Origin of the sequence: Niastella soli, assembly GCF_017742245.1 — a bacterium.
Lineage (GTDB): Bacteria > Bacteroidota > Bacteroidia > Chitinophagales > Chitinophagaceae > Niastella > Niastella soli.
Window position 1 is genome coordinate 511,151 of sequence record NZ_JAGHKO010000024.1, and the last position, 21,683, is coordinate 532,833.

At 45.2% G+C, this 21,683-nt stretch carries 13 protein-coding genes; 6 read left to right on the forward strand and 7 right to left on the reverse strand.

From position 1 onward, the window contains the following. Positions 1 to 256: 256 nt before the first annotated feature. A complete protein-coding gene (locus J7I42_RS34875) occupies positions 257 to 643 on the forward strand; it encodes a hypothetical protein (protein WP_209145161.1) in 387 nt (128 codons plus the stop codon). Between the two features lie 402 nt (positions 644 to 1,045). Further along, the gene (locus tag J7I42_RS34880; protein ID WP_209145163.1) at positions 1,046 to 1,744 is read left to right on the forward strand and encodes a DUF1826 domain-containing protein; all 699 of its coding nucleotides are present in this window, start codon (positions 1,046 to 1,048) and stop codon (positions 1,742 to 1,744) included. A 29-nt stretch (positions 1,745 to 1,773) separates the two neighbouring features. On the opposite strand, the gene J7I42_RS34885 is transcribed toward J7I42_RS34880, so the two are convergent. Continuing rightward, positions 1,774 to 2,175: a putative quinol monooxygenase gene (locus J7I42_RS34885; RefSeq protein WP_209145165.1), complete on the reverse strand. Its 402-nt coding sequence runs from the start codon at positions 2,173 to 2,175 to the stop codon at positions 1,774 to 1,776. 651 nt (positions 2,176 to 2,826) lie between these two features. On the opposite strand from J7I42_RS34885, the gene J7I42_RS34890 reads away from it, so the two are divergent. The 3 genes from J7I42_RS34890 to J7I42_RS34900 all read left to right on the forward strand — a co-directional run bounded on the left by J7I42_RS34890 (position 2,827) and on the right by J7I42_RS34900 (position 4,942). After that, entirely contained in the window at positions 2,827 to 3,507 is a 681-nt protein-coding gene (locus tag J7I42_RS34890) for a response regulator transcription factor (protein WP_209145167.1), read from the forward strand. Between the two features lie 242 nt (positions 3,508 to 3,749). Next, positions 3,750 to 4,283: a UpxY family transcription antiterminator gene (locus J7I42_RS34895; RefSeq protein WP_209145169.1), complete on the forward strand. Its 534-nt coding sequence runs from the start codon at positions 3,750 to 3,752 to the stop codon at positions 4,281 to 4,283. Beyond that, entirely contained in the window at positions 4,280 to 4,942 is a 663-nt protein-coding gene (locus tag J7I42_RS34900; protein ID WP_209145171.1) for a 4'-phosphopantetheinyl transferase family protein, read from the forward strand. The genes J7I42_RS34895 and J7I42_RS34900 overlap by 4 nt, the downstream gene beginning before the upstream one ends. Before the next feature lie 10 nt (positions 4,943 to 4,952). On the opposite strand, the gene J7I42_RS34905 is transcribed toward J7I42_RS34900, so the two are convergent. The 6 genes from J7I42_RS34905 to J7I42_RS34930 form a co-directional block, all read right to left on the reverse strand. Continuing rightward, complete coding sequence (locus tag J7I42_RS34905; protein ID WP_209145173.1) at positions 4,953 to 5,918, reverse strand: FkbM family methyltransferase; 966 nt, start codon at positions 5,916 to 5,918, stop codon at positions 4,953 to 4,955. Between the two features lie 37 nt (positions 5,919 to 5,955). After that, a complete protein-coding gene (locus tag J7I42_RS34910) occupies positions 5,956 to 8,415 on the reverse strand; it encodes an outer membrane beta-barrel protein (protein ID WP_209145175.1) in 2,460 nt (819 codons plus the stop codon). Between the two features lie 96 nt (positions 8,416 to 8,511). After that, positions 8,512 to 10,131, reverse strand: coding sequence for a M56 family metallopeptidase (locus tag J7I42_RS34915; RefSeq protein ID WP_209145177.1), 1,620 nt, complete (start codon positions 10,129 to 10,131; stop codon positions 8,512 to 8,514). A 43-nt stretch (positions 10,132 to 10,174) separates the two neighbouring features. Continuing rightward, a complete protein-coding gene (locus J7I42_RS34920) occupies positions 10,175 to 10,570 on the reverse strand; it encodes a BlaI/MecI/CopY family transcriptional regulator (RefSeq protein ID WP_209145179.1) in 396 nt (131 codons plus the stop codon). Positions 10,571 to 10,698: 128 nt separating this feature from the next. Continuing rightward, positions 10,699 to 12,477, reverse strand: coding sequence for a biosynthetic peptidoglycan transglycosylase (locus J7I42_RS34925; protein ID WP_209145181.1), 1,779 nt, complete (start codon positions 12,475 to 12,477; stop codon positions 10,699 to 10,701). 25 nt (positions 12,478 to 12,502) lie between these two features. Continuing rightward, positions 12,503 to 13,009 carry a hypothetical protein gene (locus J7I42_RS34930; RefSeq protein WP_209145183.1) on the reverse strand — a complete coding sequence of 169 codons (507 nt, stop codon included), beginning with the start codon at positions 13,007 to 13,009 and terminating at the stop codon, positions 12,503 to 12,505. 382 nt (positions 13,010 to 13,391) lie between these two features. Here J7I42_RS34930 and J7I42_RS34935 point away from each other — a divergent pair, with 382 nt between their 5' ends. Further along, entirely contained in the window at positions 13,392 to 21,656 is an 8,265-nt protein-coding gene (locus J7I42_RS34935) for a non-ribosomal peptide synthetase (RefSeq protein ID WP_209145185.1), read from the forward strand. The last annotated feature ends 27 nt before the right edge of the window (positions 21,657 to 21,683 follow it).

Genomic DNA, 21,683 nt, shown 5'->3' on the forward strand with positions numbered 1-21,683 from the left:
TTTCAGGCTGATCAGTAAATGTTCCATTCCAGCCTATGATAATCCGACAAATATCATAACCTCAGGCAAACATTTTTTTGGGAGAACCGATTTAATTTGTTACTTTATAATGTCTTCCTCTAGATAACTACCTAAAGAATGCGTTGCTGATCCCATGCGTGCCCCATAAGAATTAAGTGCTACCTCAGTTTTCTACCCTCACGATTGATGAGGCGTTTTGTTCTATACATAGATTCTTAAAAAAGCCCCATATTTTATGGAATGGATAACTCATGTGTATGATTGCACTGGCAATCTTATCTTCATTGATCAAATCATTGTAGATGCCAATAAAAAACCAATTGAGCTGTATTTAGACCAGTATTTGCATATTGTTGAAGCGGTTTCAGCGCCAACCCTGATCTTTGAATTAAATAAAAAATGCCCAACGCGCTATTATTATTGCGCAGCAAAGCATCTGACTAAACCTGTATTAATTGGCGCAAACATAAAAAACGGTACCTGGAAAGTAAAAGAGTATATGGAGGATCCATCGGCATCGCTTTTACTTACACTGTTAAAGCAACACTTACTAGACGGGGGAATTACTATATACATGGAAAATGGGATTGAAGATAAATCACTGGGGAACCTTTTTATTTAGCAGACCGGAATATTTCCAATACACATACTCTTGCCATAGATAGCCTCAGACAAACTGAAAGCAGATCAGGGAAACCGCTGCTTCGGTCATTATTATCAGCGTTAAAAATCCTTAGAAATTCGAGAGTTTGTTATTAGATCATCGTCACTGGCACCTGTAATTAGTCCAGGCCCAAGTATTTTCAGTATTTTCTTAATTCTTGCTAAAAATCCTTTAGATGTTCGCATTGGAAGTTCACATGCAATTAATATTCCTTTCTTTAAGGTACCATAACGCCGTTGTTTTACTATCTGTTAGCTTTTTGTTGTTATCTTCATTAATAGTTTAACAATCAATTTTTATCCTGGCCTGACCGGCTATTATTCCCATAGTTCGTTGTCAAATGGTCTTATATTAGCTATTATGATAGATTTATCTCATGCTGAGAATCAAATTCACTGTGTCACTAATTTTCAAGACCTGGTTTCTATACCTTTTAATGGAGCAATGAATGCGATCTGCTGGGCCCGTAACTTACCTGGCGACTTCTCTGAGATTGTTAATAAGATAGAACTAAGCGGAAATATAACAACAATTGAACCAGCCGAACTTTGTGAACTTCCCTTGAGTGATCAAGGTCAACTTGCCCGTGACATTCTTTTAAACGACTTGCAGCTATTGACAGCTCATGGCGCATCGCCAGTCCTTAATGTGATCAAGTACTATGATCAGGATGATGCCTATCCGTTTTTTCCAACCGATGTTTATTCCTGGCATGTAGATCGATCGCCTATCCCCACCGATACCATTTTATGTACTTACTATGGCGCGTCGAGTGAAATATTGCCCAATTCACAAGGGAAACAGAAAATACATATTCCTGAAATAAGGGATGAACTCAAAAAACTATATCATGGAGCAGCAGAAGGTTTTGATTCATTTTTAAGCGAGCATTTCTTTGACCTGCACTATCAGGCAGCACCCAATGCACGTCCAATAAGCTTAGGCCTTGGTAACCTATGGCGGTTAGCGGTTGATCATCCTGAAAGTAAGGTCGCGCCCTGTCTTCACCGTGCACCAAAAGAAAAGCCTGGACAGAACAGGTTGTTGCTGATCTGTTGAACACGAAATTGAAACCTGAAATAGACTTGCTACTTGATCTTCAACGCTGGAATAAGCGGATCTGTTTCAATTAATTCTAAATTCTTTACCATATTCATGGTACCATTTTTATATTTCAAAAAATGGGTTGTTTTCAAATGGGACTGGTATGCCGCTTCAGTTGCATATATTTCCAGGATGGTGAGATGGGTAGGTTTTTCTTTTTCAAATACTGCATATAAAGTCAACACGCCTGGCTCTTTACTTACCGATGCTTCAATCTCTTCCTTTAAGAAAGCTTTATAATTTTCCAGTTGAGTTGAATCAACAACGACTTTGGCAAGGCGAACTTTCTTCGGCATCTGTGGTGTTCTGTCAGCTTTACAGGCGACAAGGGCGGTAGCCAGGCAGGCAGTACAGAAGATCCGTATCGCGAAGTTGAATGTTCTCATTTCTGAAATTATTTTCTAAAGGAGTAATTTGACCATTGCGCTAAAGATATAAAGTATTGTTTAAAAATTTATTATCTTGGCCAGGAGCCTATGTGAGCCTGAAAAACATAAAAGTATTTCTTGATAGATACGGCGTTAGTAGTCTCGAACTGGATAACGTGACAAAGTTGATGCCATCCAAGGTTGAGCATTAAAACTCAATTCAACCTGTTATCCCGAGAGAGGGGTTAAGACGAATATTCTCAGAAAATAACGGCAAGAGAAATAAAGGTAAAAAGCGCGGACACTAAAACGTTTTGGTTTATAATTATTATTTTATTAGCTTTAGAATCATATAAGTCAGAGCCCTTATCTGATCGGATAAAGTATTTAAACAATTTATCCTTTAAGCGAATGAAACCTATCCTTTTCTTCCTGGTGACCACATATTTGTGTGAGCAGGTGTTCCCAATATATCCCTGCGTTGAAAACACCTGTTTTCTACCTCCTTAGAATGAATGATTACTTACCGCCTGTACATTGTAGCATTTCCTGATTACTTCTCCGGACCTTTAACCGGCTTCTGTACTCTTTGAACGCAATGCTGCTCCTCCCTAATTATTAAATCAATAAATATGAATTAATAATAAGCGAAATTTAAAATTAAACCTTATGCTATCCCAATCTGTAAATGTGGCAATTGTAGATGACCATACCTTATTCAGAAAAACGTTAAAAAATTATCTTTCGGAACAGAAAAACATTAATGTCGTTATTCAATCTCCCGACATTCCCGATCTGCTGAACCGGTTGCAGGAAGCCAGGGTTCAGGTGCTGCTGCTGGATGTATTTATGCCCAAACTAAATGGCATTGAAGCTGTCAAAGTACTCCGGCAAAATTACCCCGATACCAAGATACTCGTATTGTCTATGTGTACAGACATGGACCTCTTATGTGAAATGCTGGAACTGGGCGTTTATGGTATCCTGTCAAAATCGGATGAACCTGAAGAGTTGCTAAATGCTATCAAATCACTTTCTGAACACCGCATTTACCGTAACAAGCTGTTTACAGAAGTGATGTACTGGAACAAGCAGATCGCTATAAAAACGCAGCCAGAAACAAGGGCCATTTCCCTCAACATCCGGGAAAAAGAGATCCTGCAATTATTGTGGGAGGAAAAAAGCAACAAGGAAATTGCTAATCACCTATTTTTGAGCGTTAGGTCGGTAGAGAAGATCCGACAGGATATGAAGGAAAAATTGGGTCTAAAGTCGACGATTGGCTTGCTTAAATACGCAATTAACAAAAAAATAATTATCACCTCTCCGCGTGAAGTCAGATCAATTTAACCGCCTCAAAAACTTACTTCACAAATCAGTAATAAAAAATGCAAAGATCGGCTGTCGTTTTTTGTTACTTTTAAAGCACGATGACTGCTATTTATATTGGCGATAGTTAAGATGCCAGTATGTCCATTACACTTCACTGTTAAAAGAGTTTCACCTTCTACTATTTAGCATCACACCAGGTACCCGATACCATGGTGGGTAATGATTGCGCTTATTTGATCATTATATAAAATTGTGCCGTTATGAAAAAGTTCAATGCCGGGTGGTATGTCATTTACACAAGGCCACGTCATGAAAAAAAAGTGGCTACCGAATTGTCGGATGGAGCAATAACTTATTATTTGCCAGTGAAGAAAGAGCTCAGGAAATGGCATGACCGCAACAAAGTAGTGGATGTGCCGCTTTTCCAGTCTTATATTTTTGTACACCTCAATACCTTACATGATTATTATGAAGGGTTGAAGATCGATGGGGTATTGAATTATGTGCGAACAGGAAAGGAAATGGCGCAGGTACATAACAAGGTCATTGAAGATATACGGCTGATGATGGAATACGGCGAAGAGGTGGAAGTGTCTTCCGACTATTATCAGCCGGGGCAGCAGCTGATGATCAGGTACGGGCCATTAACAGGAATGGAGTGTGAAGTAGTGCAAACCGATAAAAAACAGAAAATATTGGTAAGGGTGCACTTGTTGCAAAGAAATCTGTTGGTGGGTCTTCCCGCTGATCATTTTATTACCAACCATGCTGCCACAGAAAAATTAATGTATTGAAGTCTATCGCCGTATACTATACCGGCTTTTTTCAAATGCTGCCTGCTGATTGCTATAATCGGTATTTACAGCAGCTGCCTGTGCAAATGCAGGAAAAGAACAACCGTTTTGTAAGATGGCAGGATAAGATGGCCGACTTGCTGGGAAAAATGTTATTGCTGAAGGCGCTTCGTTCTTTTGGGTACCAGGCCCAAAGCCTGCAGTGTTTGCAATTCAACGAAAACAACAGGCCCTATCTTAATACACAGACCGACTTCAATATTTCGCACTCTGGTAATTATGTAGCCTGTGCCATTACAAACGGGATACGGGTGGGTATAGATATCGAGGAAATAAGGCCGGTGCAGCTGTACGACTTCAAACATGTTATGACAACCAGCCAATGGCATTCCATAGCTATTGCAGAAGACCCGCTACGGGAATTTTACCGGGCCTGGACCATCAAGGAAAGTGTAATAAAGGCAGATGGTAAAGGCATGAGCCTGCCATTGACTGCTATTGAATTTGATAAAGGAAACGCATATGTTGGCAGCCTTACCTGGAAACTGATAGAGTGGGGGATCGATCCCGGTTATGCAGCCTGTATGGCTACTGATTACCAGGCAGACGATCTGCATATTGAATATTACCGGTATGCCTGCCACAAGCTCGATGTATAGCCTATATCACTTACTTGTAAAATAACAGGTCGGCCGATTGATGGCTGTTGTACAAATGCAACAGGATACTGGCTATTTCCTGGCCACGGTATTCTTTTCCCTGCTGGCTGATCACCTGCTGTACTATTTTCATACCACCAAAATGGCTGGTAATGGTAGTGGTAAATTCTTCCACCGAAACATTAGCCACATCCGATAAATGTTGGGGCACAAATTCGATATACAGGTAGGAGGCATTTGCCAGACAGCGGCCCGCACCCTGGAGCGCGAAAAATTCTGCGCCTTCAATGTCCATGATCAGCAGGTTGGGTAAAGGAAGCTGATGCTCTTCAACAAAGCGGTCAAGGCTTTTTGCAGGCACCTGGATCACCTCGGGGTTGTCATAATGATAGGAATAACTATCCTTTGCCGGTTTCAATTTGCTACCACCTGAATTGGCGGTGCTGTTATAGAATGGCAGTTCGGTCTCTTTGTGATAAATAGCGTAATTAAAGGCAAGCACATTATGCCGTTCATTGAGGTGAATGTTGTGCATCAGGTAACGGAAGGTGGCAGGATTGGCTTCGAATGCGATCACCTGTTTGGCCACCTTACTAACCGGCACCAACAGGGTACCGATATGCGCCCCAACCACATATACCTGGGAATCGCCCGTAACCAGCGAGGTAATAAATTCCAGTTCAGATTTGTTATAGGCGCCGGCAAACCCCAGCACATTGTTGATCTGTACGTCCTGCACATTGTTTACAAAACGGCCATTATAGGTATCGAACACTATGCCTGAAAGGTATTTTCCAAACATTGCCCCCATGATGCCTTCCTGCAACCTGCTTTTAAGCTGCAACAACCTGAAGATATTCTTTTGCCGTTTATAGGTATTGTACCACCTACCAATAAGCGGCATTGCAGGCAGGAAACGTATTTTGCCAAACAGCCAGTTGATGCGAATTGCCAGGATGAAATATTTGAATAGCATAGAATATAAGGTTTATGTATTGCAATAGGGATTGAGATCAATCCATGTCTTTGATCCGGTTTTGCTCATATTGCGCGCCTCCGGTCCTGCGTCGCCGCGCACTATTAAATGTTTTACCGAAATTATACGTGGCACCCAATACAATGACCTGGGTGCTGGCCATGTTGCGGATGGAGGAGGTGGCGTTATTCAGTCCGGCTACCCTCGCATTCGGTTTCAACGTATGGAAAATATCCCTACCCGTTAATTTAAGCGTTAACCGGTTGTTCATAATATTTTTCTGCACCCCGGCGTTTGCCTGCCAAAGGGGATCTTTCAAGTACTGGCCCGATACACTGCGTGTAATATAAAATCCGCTAATTTCCCCGCTCCACCCCTTATTGAACCTGAATTGTTGATTGGTATTGATATACCAGTAAGTGGACCCTTCATCGAGCTGACTGCCATACAGATCACCTTTGAAACTGTTGTTGATCACTTCGGTATAGATATTTAACGTCCACCATTTGGTGGGTTGCAGCGATGCATTGACAGAGATCCCCATAAATTTTCTTTTGCCAATATTACCAGGCCGGTTGATATACACCGTGCTGGTTTGTTCGGAGGTTTGCGATTGCCAGTTGGTAGCCCGGTTGTACATCAGGGTGGTCAGTATTTTCTTCTTAAAGAACCAGGATAATTCAATGTTGTTGGAGAATTCGGGCAATAAGAAAGGATTGCCGGCGAAATAGGTGAATTTATCCAGCGGGGCAATAAATGGGTTCAGGTCCTGGTAATAAGGCCGCGTAATTCTTCTTCCATAGGAAAGATTCAGCTGATGCTTTTCCTTTTTATCCAGTTTGTAAGTCAGATACAGGGTTGGAAAAAGATTGGTATAGCTGCGTTTGAAAGAAGAATCTGGTTTTGCAGTATTTCCCAGCTGGTGGCCTTTCATCATCGTATTTTCGAGCCGCAGCCCGGCCTGAAAAGAAAACCTGTTGAAACTTCTGTTGGTGTTTATATAAGCCGCATTGATATTTTCCTTATAGCTAAAATGATTGGTAAGATCGATATTTTCCAGCCGTTCATCATTGATGATGTCAAAATAATTGGCTTCATTGTCGGTGGAAATATAACTGGCCTTCACACCTGTTTCTACTTTAAGTTTTGGTGCCGGAAAGAATGTGTAATCGGCCTTCGACGAATAGATGTTCATACCGGTAGGTACATGCCCCTGTAGATGGTCCAACCTGGTCAGTGTTAGATCAGGCAGGTAGGTATAGTTCAGGAAATCCATATTACTGCTATTGCTATACCAGATATAATCCACATCTACATTCAGCATTTGTCCGGAAGTATCAAACCGGTGCGTTAAGTTTAGATTGATGCCCGACCGGGTGAATCTTGCGTTGTAATCATAATCGGCCGAGATCAGGGAATCCGATACAAAATGAGGGTTAAAAAATTTACTGGCTATCTCGCGTTTTTCGGATGACCGGTAATGGGCGCCATTCCATACAAAGCCAATGCTCGTCTTGTCGGTAAGACTGTAGTCCATACCCAACTGTGCATTTCCGGATTTTGAGGATGTTTTGAAATCAGTGGTTTGTTGAAAGATGGAATACAGCTCGTGATCGTCCCTGAAATACCGTCTTTCTACATCCAGCCGGCGATACCCATTTTGCCGGTTATACCCGATGCTCCCGAAAATGGTCAGCCGGTCGTTCCGGTAATTCAGGTTGAGGCTTTCATTGGTTTGCCAGTAGATCGACTGACCAAAAGAGGCAGACAGGTTGCCATTGAATCCTTTGACCTTCGACCTTTTCAGTCTGATATTTACGACCCCGCCGCTTCCGGCGGCATCGTACCGCGAGGAAGGATTGCTCATGAGTTCTATTTTATCCAGCTGGCTGGCTGGTAACGACCGCAGGTAGTTCGCCAGTGCCACGCCCGACAGGTACGTGGGTTTATTGTTGATATACACCGTTACGCCTGATTTTCCTTTCAGATTGATATTGCCGTTTTCGTCTACCGTTAAGCCCGGTGTTCTTTCCAGTACATCTAAAGCAGTGGAACCGGCTGCCGTGATCATGGCGTCGACATTCACCACCATCTTATCAATTTCCTGTTCTACCAGATTTTTCTTTCCCACCACAGTAACCTGTTGCAAGGTTTTCCCATCCAATTTCTGCAGCTGTATGGCTGGCAGGAGGAGAGGGCTGCTTTCTGGTTGCAGGGATACAGGCGCACTGTAATACTTGCGGTAACCAATGGCAGTGACCGCTACCAGCAGCGAATCGGCTGGTACATTGTCAAATTCGAACAGGCCTTCATTATTGGTTGTACCGGCCAGTACCTGCAATGAGTCGTGCAGGTGTATGAGGGCCACGCTGGCAGCAGGAAGGGGTTTGCCTGTCTCACTCAGTACTTTACCTGAAATCCTGAGGGTCGTTTGTGCATGCAGCCATGCGGGGATAAGTAACAGGAGGACGTATAGCAGGGTAATGCTATTTTTCATGGTAAGATATTTTTTGGTTAATGGCAATACGCTGTCACCTGCATGCCTGTTGCAGCATAATAATTACGGAAGCAAGCGGGGAATTACAATCCCGGCTTAGTAATAAGTGGAGGGTGAATGGTGGTATACGTTCAGTTTATCACCGGGGCTTTTTACATATTTTGAAATGATGCGTTGATGTATTTCGTTGGGCTGTTTGACCCCATTCACGATCAGTTCGGTATTGGTAAGCGCGAATGTTGTATTGGCCGCATCAGAAATAATATGCTCGCTTATAAGATCTGCAAGCACTTTCTCAGCCAGCGTGTTTTTTACTGTCAGCCGCGCTGGTTCGTAATGGAGGGGCTGTTCCGGCTGCCGGCTATTCTCTTTTTTCAACAGGCTGTTTGTATTATAGACCGGGGCTACATACACCTGAGGGGCGGTATACAAACTGTTGTTCATATTAGCATCTTTTATGGTGGTATCGACAGCTATTGGCGATATCCGCCTGGCTGCTATTGCTGAGTGGGCCCGTTTCCGGGAACGTTCAGGAAGCGCAGTAGCCGGGTGTGTATTGGCAGGCAGGGGGACAGGGGAAATGGATTGCGTGGCAGCAGGTATTGTTGAAGAACCGGTTGCCATAGCAGCTTGCGGCGATGTAATGGCAACTGATGCCCTGGTAGCTGGCTGGTCTTTTTGGGCAAACGCGAAAGCCATGCAGGTAATACCCAGTAGGGCAACCGAGAATAACAGCTTTTCCTTACCGCTTAATGTAGTGTTGTTATTGTGAACAATCCGTAGTACCCGGTTCAGCAGGTGGCTTTTTTTGCTGCCGGCAAATGCTGGTGTGACCATAAATCCACTGCTTGTATACTCCTCGAACGATAGGAGCGCGTTTATATACTGCTTTTTATTACCGGTGATGTTCACCGCTATTTCATCGCAGCAGCTTTCTCTGGTATCCCTGATCAGGGAAGATAGCCATAACAGACCTGGATTGAAAAAAAAGACGGTTTCTGTAAAGAGTTGAATGATATTGACCAGGTAATCCTTTCTTTTAATATGGGCCAGTTCATGCAGCAGGATCGCTTCTACCTGGTCTGGCGGAATATTGCTCAGCATGCCCGCCGGAATAAGAATGATGGGTTTCAGCAGTCCGGTAACAGCCGGTACTTTAACCAGCTCCGATTCCAGCATGAGAATATAGTGTGATATATTAAGCCGTTGCGCCAGTTGCTGCACTTGCAACTGCCAGCAATCAGCCGGCCGGGTGCTTTTACGGTTTTTTATTGTTGCTATGCGGCCAAAGCCCAATACGGTATACAGGCTTTTGCAAAAGAATATGACGAACCAGACCGTGATGAATGCCGCAGCATACTCGTTGCAGAAATTAATGAACCGTTGGCCTATTGCTGTTGTGCCTTCATTTTCATTGATCAGCTGGTTGCTGGAGATGAAGTTGCTAAACTGTAATACACCACTGCCCGAACCCATATGGCGGTTGGCCAGATACAACTGGTTGAGGAAAGTATACGAGGTCGTCGCAAGAAAAACAAAAAGCAGGCTGGTGAGCAGGTTGTACCGGTAGATGGGCCTTGCTCTTTGGGTAAGTGAGATGACCACAGCTGCCATCATGGCGATCAGTAATGCCTGCCACAGCGAATGCAGCAAGGTCCAGCAAAGCGCTTTTACTATCACATCCGGTATCATGACTTTGATCAATGGCAATTGCATATTACAAGCTTTACATGGTTAATGGAATTTGATGCTGATCTGTTTATTTATCGATCTCCTTTAATATATCCCTGATAGCGTTTATTTCATCTTTCGAGATCTTTTTATTGCCCAACAACTGCTGTACCAGGTTATTGACCGAACCATCATACATGGAATCAACAAAACGCTGCAGCAGGAAGCCTTTGGTCTTTTGTTCTTCTTCGATGGGTTCATAAATATGTTTCATGCTGCTTTCATCCCGTTTCAACATACCCTTTTCCACCATGATCTGCATCAGCTTCAACGTGGAAGTATATTGCACTTCTCTTTTTTGTTCATTCAGCAGGTCGTTCACAAACCGAACGGTGGAAGGACCATGCTTCCATAACACCTGCAGGATCTCCAGCTCAGACCTGGTAGGTTCTATTTGTTTGGCGGCAAATAAGGATGGCTTCATGTGATAAAGGTAGGAATTTTTTCGTACGAACAAATTATTATGTCATATTTGTTATCCTAATTCCTTGTTCACTGTAAACCAACAAGTAATACATGATCCCATAAATCTTATTTTACCAGGACTCTTTTTTAAGCATCTTCCAGCGACAGCACCCTTCCTTTTATATAAACATCCTGCTGAAGCATTTTCTCATCCTTTTGCCCAATAACGCCCTTAAGTACCAGTTTATCAACCATTGACCGGAAATGCTTTTTCAGGTTATGCTTTAACTGTAACGAGGAGCAGTTCACTGCATCCAGAAAATATTTAGGTCTGGGGATAATATAGGTTAAAACAATACATTCATTCAGCGTCAATGCTTCGGGTTGTTTTGAAAAATAATAATCGGCTGCTTCGCATATACCATAAATGCCCGGTGCAAATTCAATGATGTTCAGGTATATTTCGAGCAGTTTGCTTTTCGGTATCCTGAACACGTTTTCGAGCAGCAGCGTGATGAACAGTTCCTCCAATTTTCGATAGATGGTCTTATTATGGTCCAGGAAAAGGTTCTTCACCAGCTGCATGGTGATGGTACTTCCTCCACGTGAAAATTTTCTTTTCATCAGGTTTTCGATTAGGGCATATCCCACAAATATTTCGTCCACGCCATAATGCGAATAAAAGTTTTCATCTTCTGCATGCACAATTATACTGGCCAACAAGTAGGGGATGGTGTCTATTGTTCTATAGTACCGGTTCGAGGGGCAAAGTGTAAGGCTCCGGATAAGTTCATTATGTTCGTATATATGGTGCGTGAACGGCTGATTGATATCGGGCCAGTTGTCGGGCACCCTCGTAATTTGTAGCCTGTCCTTCAATTCCGCGCGAATGCTGAACTGATAGTCAAACGGCGCATGGGGATCGAAAGAAAAGTGAATATGGATAGCAGGGATCCGGCCCGTAAATGAGAACTGGTACAGTTGCCGGCAGGTAAAGTAGGGGAATGACCGTAAAAAATCACTGACCTGCGTTTCCCTGATCACCAGACACGACTGAAAGGTGTTATCCCCACCTGAATTACAGCTGGCAGACAGCTGGCAGTTGATCTCATTGAATTGAATGACCGAATTGTCCTCCACGGCAAATGAGCCCGCATGATACCGGCAGTGCAGCTGCAGGGCAAAAACGGAAAAATCAATTTCCCGGGAAGCGACCACAGGGCAGTTCAACCGGCAGTTCTTTACAGAAAAATATACAGTAAGTCCGTCGGGTGCTGTTTTGTTGACCTGCAGGTGTAATTCCCTGGCCTGGATAAACATATTCTTCCCCGGGATCTCTACAGAACAACTGCTGCCTGGATTATTGCTGCCCTCGTGCTGTACCGTGATCAGCATTGCTTTTTTATCGATCTGACCTTGCAGGTGGCAGGCAGGCATCTTAATACCGCGGGCGCTGATGCATAGGGTGTATGCATTGTCATGAAGCTGCAGGTCATGTAGTTGCCATTCAAGGGGTTCACCGAAGAGGTTGGCCGACAGATCGATCTGTTCAATATGCAGTGTACGGGGCAGGTATTTGAACAAGCGATCGGGGAATTGACATAATAAACGAAAACAGCGCAGTAGCCAGTCAAGCGAAAGGGCATTATTTTCTGTTGGTTCAGCCAGGATCTCCTTATGATCAGCAGGCGCCCGCATACAGCTGACCTTGCCAATGTATACAGCCGCAAAAGGCAGCTGGCCTTTTAAAAAGGCAAGGGGAGAAAATTGAAGTTCCAGGTGATCGATGCGAATGACCCATTGCTGTTTGTAAAGGGTGAGCTCATTGATCACTATTTTCAGGGGCAGGCGCCACTCAATTGATCTTATCCCTACGCGCATTTTCAGCACCCTGCCTAATTTAGCTGCAAACGCTTGGTGTATCATGGTATCTACATTAGCGGTGATCCGTTTACTGCTTAACAATAAGGGCGCCGTACCGGCCATATTCATCAAGCGATTCCGGCACGAACTTTAAGATATGCCCGCGGCTTTTTGTTTGCACATATTCTCTGTAGTAATTGATATGCATATCATCTACAAATAAATAGCCACTGCTCAGTTCAAGTGCTTTTTTGAAATAGTAGATCCTGGTCTCGATATTTCCATAGTCATAATAAATGAAAGGGAACGACTGGTCGTTTATAGCCGTGATAGGCCCGATATCGAGGTCTTTAAAAATATTGGCCGCAATAAACTCCTTTGTTCTGCTGGCCCAGTACGGATTGTCATCTAAGGTTTGCACATTGTCGAACTGCGAATGAAACACCACCGAGCTTAATCCACTGCCCAGGTCGAGGATCTGTGAGGGCTTTTCTTTCCTGATCAGATTTACACAGTACTGCAACGATTGAACGCTGGCAGCCATGGGTCTTTGGATCTCACCAAATTCGAGGAAATATTTTTCTATTATTTCCATAGTAATGGTTTAATGATACAGTAAATAGTTGGGAGGGACCCTTCAAAGTAATTATTTATTAAGCAGCTTAATGGTAGTATCAATTCTATTTTTTATTTCGGGTTTTACTAAATGATAATATATCACAAGTGGTGTATACCGTTATTAAGTAACCGTTAACAGTTTTTAGTAAAACCCGCATGTCAATTTAGAGCTACTACTATAGGGATGGGTTTTGTTTTGCACTTACTTTGACTACAGGACACCTGATATTTTTCTCGTTTTAAAATAATGCAAGACTGATCATGTTACTTGCATTTGCGATAGCACTGGCTGGTTCCCAGCGATGCATTTCGCCAGTATGGGCGTATTCCTCTCTTTCAAATTACATTTATTTAATAGCATGAGTATATCAACTGCATTGATGATTGCAGCACAGGAAGACTGTGCCGGCATTCGCTTTGTGCAGCCGGGCGGGGTAAGCGAACAACTCTCTTACCGGGAGCTGTACATCAGGGCATTGCTGATGCTCGGCAGCCTGCAACAGCAGGGTGTGCTGGTGGGAAATGAAGTGGTGATCCAAACGGAAGACAATCAGTTGCTATTATGTGCGTTTTGGGCATGTGTGCTGGGCGGTATCATTCCGGTACCCCTGTCGCCGGGTATTCAAACTGCACAAAAGTTAAAAGTGGCTAAAGTATGTGCCTGTCTGCTGCATCCTTTTATAGTTGCGGAGGAACAGTATATACCAGCCATCCGTTCAGTCGTTGATGAACAGCAGGTCACTAACGACCGTATCATTCCGTTTTCGAAATTATCACAGAGCACACATCCGGCCGAGCCAGTAGTGGTTGCAGATACAACACTTGCCTATATTCAGTTCTCCTCCGGATCAACCGGCGATCCCAAAGGGGTACAGCTGACCCACCAGAACCTGCTGTCGAATGTGGGCGATATCATACAAAGCCTGGCCATCACCCAGGCAGATACGTTATTAAGCTGGATGCCCCTGACACACGATATGGGCATGATCGGCTTTCACCTGGCGGGCATCGTTAAAAACATAAATATAGTTGCCATCCCGACTGCTGTCTTTATCAGAAGACCGTTATTGTGGATGAGCAAGGTAACAGAACACCGTGCTACCGTATTGTATGCGCCTAATTTCGGGTTTCATTATTTTTTATCGGCTTACCAGAAAAAGCAGCAATATGATTGGGACCTTTCTTGTGTTCGCATCATCATAAATGGTGCTGAAATGTTATCTGTAGCCTTATGCCGGCAGTTCACCGATAGCCTGTTACAGTATGGACTGCACGAACGCTGTGTAGTGGCTGCTTATGGCCTTGCCGAAGCTACGCTGGAAGTAAGCGCGATACCGCCAGGGACCAATTTGCAATATTATTGTCTCAACCGTTCGGGTCTGAACATCGGTAACACCATTGAGCTCATTGATGAAGGCGCAGCCGCAGCGGTTACCGTTGTGGATGTGGGATATCCGGTGAGTTCCTGTAGGGTAAGGATCTGTAACGACCAGGATCTGGAATTGCCTGAAAATACAATTGGGCATATCCAGATCCAGGGAAGCAGCGTTACATCGGGCTACTATAATAATCCGGAGCAAACCGGCCGTTTGTTTTCGAACGATCACTGGCTGCGCACGGGTGATATTGGTTTCATGCGGCATCAACGACTGGTGATCACCGGCCGGGCAAAGAATATCATCATTATCAATGGGCAGAATTATTACCCGCATGATATTGAGGAGGCTATTATACACGCGGGTTGGGCCGATTTTGGAAAAGTGGCGGCCTGTGCCATCCGCGATGAGCAGGAAGGCCAGGAGCAACTGGTGGTTTTTATCCTCGATAAAAGCAGTAAGGAACAATTTGCATCGGTTGCTAATGCTGTAAAAGAAGTGGTGCTGTCAAACATCGGCATTCCAGTACATGAGGTAGTGCCCGTTAGAAAAATACCTAAAACAACCAGCGGCAAGATCCAGAATTATCTGCTGGTGCAGGAATATATAGGCCGGAATAAAAGCGGACCAGCACCTGACACCGACGTATCACCGGCTATCTCTATAGGTGACGCATCATATGGCGAGCTTGAAGTGGTTGTGCTGGAAACAGTCCGCGCCTTATTGGGACATCCCAGCCTTTCACCGCAGAGCATCCTGCCAGACCAGGGACTGAACAGTATAACGGCCCTGCAACTGGTGAACAAACTGCAGCTATTGACCGGGGTAGCCGTGTCGCCCGATCTGCTGTTCAGGTATAATACCGTGCAGGATTTGACTGAATATATTAAAACAGCGGGCAGCAGTGCTGCTTCTTCTTATAGCTGGGCAATATTGCCACCGGTACAGGACACCACCCTGCCACAGAAAATGATGTGGGCCGAATATCAGTTGAACAGCAACACAGCAGCGTGGCACCTGCCGCTGGTATACCGCATTACCGGCGCCTTTGATCCGGCTGCTTTTGTAACGGCCGTACGTGCCCTGGTGCATAAATACGAGTTGTTACGCACCGCATTTGTGCTGGATGGTCATGAACTGAAACGCGAAGTGCATACGTACACCGATGCATTGGTAAACATACAACAGATCGATCTTCGAGATACCAGTAATGAGGCGTCAGCTATTGCCGCATTATGCCATGGATTGGTGCATGAGCCTTTTGAACTGGAACGGCCATCACAATTGCGGGTGCGTATAATAACCTTACCCAACGCCACCCTGGTGGTATTAGTGATTCATCATATCCTCATCGATGGATGGTCGCTTGCCCATCTTATTGCCGAATTAAGCGGCTTATACAGCAGGCTGCTGAACGATCTGCCGTTGAATATAGAACAGCCACAGGTGCACTTTGATCATTATGCCGCCTGGCAAAAGGCGATGACCTTTTCCGCAGACCTGGATGCCCAACGTGATTACTGGTTGCAGGAGTTGAGCGATTCGCCCAGACCGGTTGGATTATCGGGTCGCCCGGCGGCCCGGCAAGCAGGAGAGGTGATTGCGGTAAGACACATTACAACCATCTTCCCGAAAGAACAAATGGACCATTTACAGGGTCTGTGCAAACAATTTGCCACCACTCCCTTCAATATATTGATGGCACTGCTGGGCGTTTTGATCAACCGGTATGTACAAAGAAAGGATATGGTCATAGGCTTTGATGTATCGGGCCGTATCAGCGAAGACATGGAGCAGATCATTGGCTATACCTTGAACACTTTATGCCTGCGGTTTTCATTAGATGCTAATATGACCTTTGCGGACGTTGTGCTGGCTGTAAAGGAAAAATTGTTTAAAGCCTTTCAACATCAATTGTATCCATTCGAACAATTGCTGAACGATAAGAAAATAGATCAGACCCAACAGGGAAATGGCTTATTCGATATCTTGGTATTGTACCAGAACTTTGCAGGCCATGACCTGGATTTTCAGCTCCCCCGATGCAAAGTACAGAAAGAGCCAGCGCTTGCACAGCATGGGTATGTTGACCTAATGCTGGAATTCAATGAAAAAGGAAATGGCCTGCACCTGCAAGTGCAGTACAATGAGTGCCTGTATACAGCTGCCGAAATAGAACGTTTTACTGCGCATATACAATTACTCCTGGCAACAATGGCTGCTGATGCCAGCCAGGATATAGCAACCTGCAATTTTTTAACTGAGCAGGAGCGTCATTGCCTCTTCCCACAGGAAAAAGACCTGGCGGAAGTAAAGCATATTAAATTACCTGTGCACCAGGTTTTAGAAAGAAATGCGGTCTGCATGCCCGATCTGGTGGCTGTTAGTGCGGGGAGTAAACAGCTTACCTATAAACAATTGAACGAACAGGCCAATATCGTAGCGAATGCTTTATTATCAAGAGGGACCATTGGCCCCGATACCCGGATTGGATTCCTTGTCGGCAGAAATGAGCATATTCTCATTGCTATGCTGGCCATTCTGAAGGCTGGCGCCGCCTATGTAGCCATCGATCCGGCGCTTCCACCTGTTCGTTATTCACGTATGCTGGCCGACAGCGGCATAGTATGTTTACTGGTGGATGACGATAACTGGGAGGTTGTTAGTGACTTATTTGGCGAAGACCTTTTACTGAATATTGATGACAGGTTACATTTTGGTGGTAACCGTCATAATCCTGTGGTACGTACTGCCCATCACCACCTTGCTTATGTGATCTACACATCGGGTTCAACCGGCGAACCAAAGGGAGTGATGATCGAGCATCAATCCCTGGCCAGTTATGTCCGGTATTTTATCGAATACTTTGATATCACCCGGCAGGATATTTTTTTACAACAATCGTCCCTTGCGTTCGACACATTGATAGAAGAGATCTTTCCGGCCCTTTGCACCGGAGCTCAGGTGGTAATAGCAGCAAATGGGGGGCGTGATATTGACGAACTGCTCGAGCTTATAGTGCGGCATCGGATCACCATCATTTCGTGCACACCACTGGTGATCAATGAGCTCAACAACCACATCAGCAGCCGTATTGCCAGTCTTCGGCTGGTTATAAGCGGAGGGGATGTACTGTATCCCTCCCATATTGATAAGCTGCTGCGCAATGTTCCTGTATACAACACCTATGGTCCCTGCGAGATCACGGTTTGCGCTACCTATAAAGCTGTTACCGATTGCAGACAGGCTGCTATAATAGGCCGCCCTCTGCGCGGTTACTGGATCTATATACTTGATGAGCACCGGCAAATGATGCCATTGGGAAAAACAGGTGAGATCTACATTGAGGGTGGTCTTGCACGCGGATACCTTAACCTGCCCACATTAACGGCAGAGAAATTTATCGAAAACCCTTTTAACAGCAACAAGCGATTATACCGCTCCGGCGACCTGGGCCGGGTTACCGAAAACGGCGATATCGAATTCATGGGCCGTGCCGACTACCAGGTGAAAATAAGAGGATATAGAATTGAGCCCGCCGAAGTGGAAAAAGTGATCTGCGGTTTTGAACAGGTAAAAGCTGCCGTTGTAGTGCCACATAGTAATAATGGGCAACTCGTAGCCTTTTTGATCGTTGCCGACCATTTTTCGATCAATGCACTGCGTGAATATACCAGCGCCCACCTGCCTGTTTATATGATCCCACAGCGATTTGAAATTGTAACGAAGTTCCCGCTAACCAATACAGGAAAAGCAGACCGGCTGGCCCTGACTGCTTTAACAAACAGCCTGATAAGCGCACCGGGCATACCGGTAGCGCCGGCCAATGCGCAGGAAAAGCAATTACTCGACATTATAAAAAATGTACTGGATACCGACAGCATGGGCATGACTGATAACTTCTTTGAATGCGGCTGCAACTCTATAAAAGCTACCCGCATAGCGGGTCTTATACATAAACAGCTGAAATATAAAATTGAGCTGCGCGATCTGTTCATTTTTCCTACAGCCGCTTTATTGCACGAGCGGGTCCGCACAACCGGGATGGAGGAATTCCAGCCAATCCCGGTTGCCGATACGCAGCTTTCATATGCAATGTCACCTGCACAGAAAAGACTGTGGCTGATCGATAAAATAGAAACAGGCGCCTTTGCCTATAACGAAAGTGTGGTATATGAAATGCACGGCCATATCGACCCCGGGATGATACAAAGGATCTTTGCGCTTCTTTCAGAAAGACATTCCGTACTAAGGACCACATTCATTGAAGTGAATGATGAGCCGGTACAGATCGTTCACCAGCCGGGCGAGTTGGAAGTGGAATTTATTATCGACGATGATGGCAGTGAGGATACCACCCGGGCAGCGCAACTGCTGAAGCAGTATACCTGCAGGAAATTCGATCTCGACAAAGGCCCTTTATACCGGGTGGTATTGATCAGACTTTCGCAGCACCGGGCCATGTTGGCTGTTGTCATGCATCATATCATTACCGACGATCGCTCCTACGATATTTTGATGAAGGAGTTTACCGCCCTGTATCATTATTTGAAGAATAATAAAGTTGCATTCCCCGCCAGGCAGCCAATACAATATGTAGATTATGTTGAATGGCTAAATGCCAGGAAAGACTCAGCCGATAGCTACCACCAGGCCAGGTACTGGCAGGAAACCCTGCAGGGCGAACTACCGGTCCTGGATATTCCGGCAGATAAACAAAGACCGGCGCTGAAGCAAAACAATGGCGCGGCTGTGCATGAATTGATAGACCAGTACACATTTGCCTCTATGCAGGCTTTCTGCAAAGATCATAATATCAGTTTGTTCATGCTGCTGTTGTCGGCGACCGGTGTTTTGCTGGCCCGGTATACCAGTCAGTATGATATGATAATTGGTACACCGTTATCTGGCAGGGACCATCCTGATCTGGAAGAGGTGACCGGTTTTTTTATCAATACCGTGCCTTTGCGGTTACGCTTCGATGCTACCGATACAGTGGCGGCATTGATGCAAAAGGTTAAAACTATTTGTCTGGATGCTTACGAGCATGGCCGCTATCCTTTTGATGAACTGGTGGCCAATCTGGATGTTAACCGGGACCTTAGCCGGTCAGCATTATTCGATGTATTGATCAACCTGACCACCAGGATAAACGACAGCGAGGTGCTGGAATTAGAAGACCTGCTGCTGACCAGGTATCATAGACCCAGCTATAGCAGTAAGTTCGATCTGGCTTTCTATTTTGAAGAATCTAAAAGAGGTTTATCCTGTATTGTGGAATACGACTGCGACATATACACCCAAAGCCGCGTGTCGTCGATGCTGACGCATTTTATCAACCTGCTGCGCTCTTTCCTGGCCAATCCCCAGGTGGAAGTGGGAAAGAGCGATCTTTTGTTACCCGCCGAAAAATGGCAAACCCTGCAGCAATTCAATAAACCGCGGCAGATTACGCCCAACTGTAGCGTTGTTGATCTGTTCCTTCAGGCCGTAACGCAATATGGCCATCAAACCGCGATCATTTCCAGGGGAAAGGAAATGACCTATGATGAGATCAACTGCCAGTCTGACCTGATGGCCAATCACCTCATAGGTGACTATGCTGTACAGCCGAACGACCGGGTATGCATTGCTTTTGACCGTGCAGAAAATATCATTATTTCCATACTCGCCATCTGGAAGGCCGGTGCCGCCTATGTGCCCATTGACCCCGGTTCCCCGTCCGAGCGCATTGCCTATATGTTGAATGATACCGCTGCCAGATTGCTGATCACCGATAACCTGGAGCTGGCCAATCCATTGCTGGCAAAAGGATTTACCTGTTACCTGCTATCCTGCATTCGGAAGGCCAATCCTTTTATGGCCGGAGGAGAATTGATCAACCTCCCATTACCGCCTGCAGACATTGCTTATGTTATGTATACCTCTGGTTCTACCGGTGTTCCAAAAGGCGTTGAAATTTACCACCGGTCGGTAGTGAACCTTTTACTAAGCCTGCAGTCTGCTCCCGGTATTACAGCCGCCGACACCTTGTTATCAGTTAGTAATTGCACTTTCGATATCTCAGTAGCGGAATATTTTCTTCCATTGATCAGCGGCGCCCGTTTGATATTGGCAGCACGCGAACAGGTGATGGATACCTCCGTACTTAAAAGATTGTTCGAGGACGTATTGCCCACTTATATGCAGGCCACTCCTTCGTTGTGGAAGGCACTGATCGACACTGGCTGGCAGGGTAGCCAGCAGTTAAAAGCGATCACCTGCGGCGAACCGCTGTCAGGAGTTTTGCAAAAGCAATTGCTGATGCGAACAGGCAGGCTTTGGAATATGTACGGGCCTACAGAAGCCACTATATTTTCTACGATAAAAGAAGTGAGTGAAGCAGATGAAGTGATCACCATAGGATCGGCTGTAAGAAATACCGGTCTCTATATCCTCGATAGCCTGTTACAGCCGGTGCCGGTAGGCGTATTTGGCGAATTGTTCCTCAGCGGGGAAGGGTTGGCCCATGGCTACCTGAACCAGCCAGCGCTTACTGCAGAAAAATTCATTGCCCCCGGCCCTTTCATTCCCGAAAGACTGTATGCCACGGGAGATCTGGGCCGCTGGCTGCCCGATGGTACGGTAGAGTTGAAGGGACGTAAAGACAACCAGGTAAAACTGCGCGGTTTCCGAATAGAGCCGGGTGAAATAGAAAATGCTATCCTGCGGCATGCCGGTGTAAGATCCGCTGTGGTATGCCAGCAAACAGGACTAAGCAGTGAGAACAGCCTCGTGGCATTTATTGAATTGATGGCCCATGCAACGGCAGGTGAAGAAGAACTGCGCGCCCACCTGCGACAATATGTTCCTGCCTACATGATACCAGCTGCTTTTGTGATCGTATTGGAAATGCCGTTGAACAATAGTGGTAAAGTAGACCGGAAAAAACTGATAGCTGTAAACAGCAGCAAACTCACCCCCCATGAGCAGCAAAGAAAAGTAGTGCTGCCCGTGAATGAGACCCAAACCCTGCTGATGAAGATGTGGCAGACTTTGTTAGACCGTAACGACTTTGGTATCACCGACAGCTTTTTTGATATTGGCGGCCATTCGCTCATGGCCAATAAACTGGTGAACCTTATTTACCGCGATCTTGGCGTAACAGTAAAACTGTCGGAGATCTTTTCCCATTCCACTGTAAAAGATCTGGACGATCTAATAGCCAGGCATGAGGAGAACATGTATGATTATATAGAGATCAGCTGATAGCACAGCAATACACTTCCGCATTCA

Bases quoted from the DNA above. Each gene is read 5' to 3' on its own strand.
- J7I42_RS34875 (WP_209145161.1), top strand. From the start codon at position 257: ATGGAATGGATAACTCATGTGTATGATTGCACTGGCAATCTTATCTTC.
- J7I42_RS34880 (WP_209145163.1), top strand. From the start codon at position 1,046: ATGATAGATTTATCTCATGCTGAGAATCAAATTCACTGTGTCACTAAT.
- J7I42_RS34885 (WP_209145165.1), bottom strand. From the start codon at position 2,175: ATGAGAACATTCAACTTCGCGATACGGATCTTCTGTACTGCCTGCCTG.
- J7I42_RS34890 (WP_209145167.1), top strand. From the start codon at position 2,827: ATGCTATCCCAATCTGTAAATGTGGCAATTGTAGATGACCATACCTTA.
- J7I42_RS34895 (WP_209145169.1), top strand. From the start codon at position 3,750: ATGAAAAAGTTCAATGCCGGGTGGTATGTCATTTACACAAGGCCACGT.
- J7I42_RS34905 (WP_209145173.1), bottom strand. From the start codon at position 5,918: ATGCTATTCAAATATTTCATCCTGGCAATTCGCATCAACTGGCTGTTT.
- J7I42_RS34910 (WP_209145175.1), bottom strand. From the start codon at position 8,415: ATGAAAAATAGCATTACCCTGCTATACGTCCTCCTGTTACTTATCCCC.
- J7I42_RS34915 (WP_209145177.1), bottom strand. From the start codon at position 10,131: ATGCAATTGCCATTGATCAAAGTCATGATACCGGATGTGATAGTAAAA.
- J7I42_RS34920 (WP_209145179.1), bottom strand. From the start codon at position 10,570: ATGAAGCCATCCTTATTTGCCGCCAAACAAATAGAACCTACCAGGTCT.
- J7I42_RS34925 (WP_209145181.1), bottom strand. From the start codon at position 12,477: ATGATACACCAAGCGTTTGCAGCTAAATTAGGCAGGGTGCTGAAAATG.
- J7I42_RS34930 (WP_209145183.1), bottom strand. From the start codon at position 13,009: ATGGAAATAATAGAAAAATATTTCCTCGAATTTGGTGAGATCCAAAGA.
- J7I42_RS34935 (WP_209145185.1), top strand. From the start codon at position 13,392: ATGAGTATATCAACTGCATTGATGATTGCAGCACAGGAAGACTGTGCC.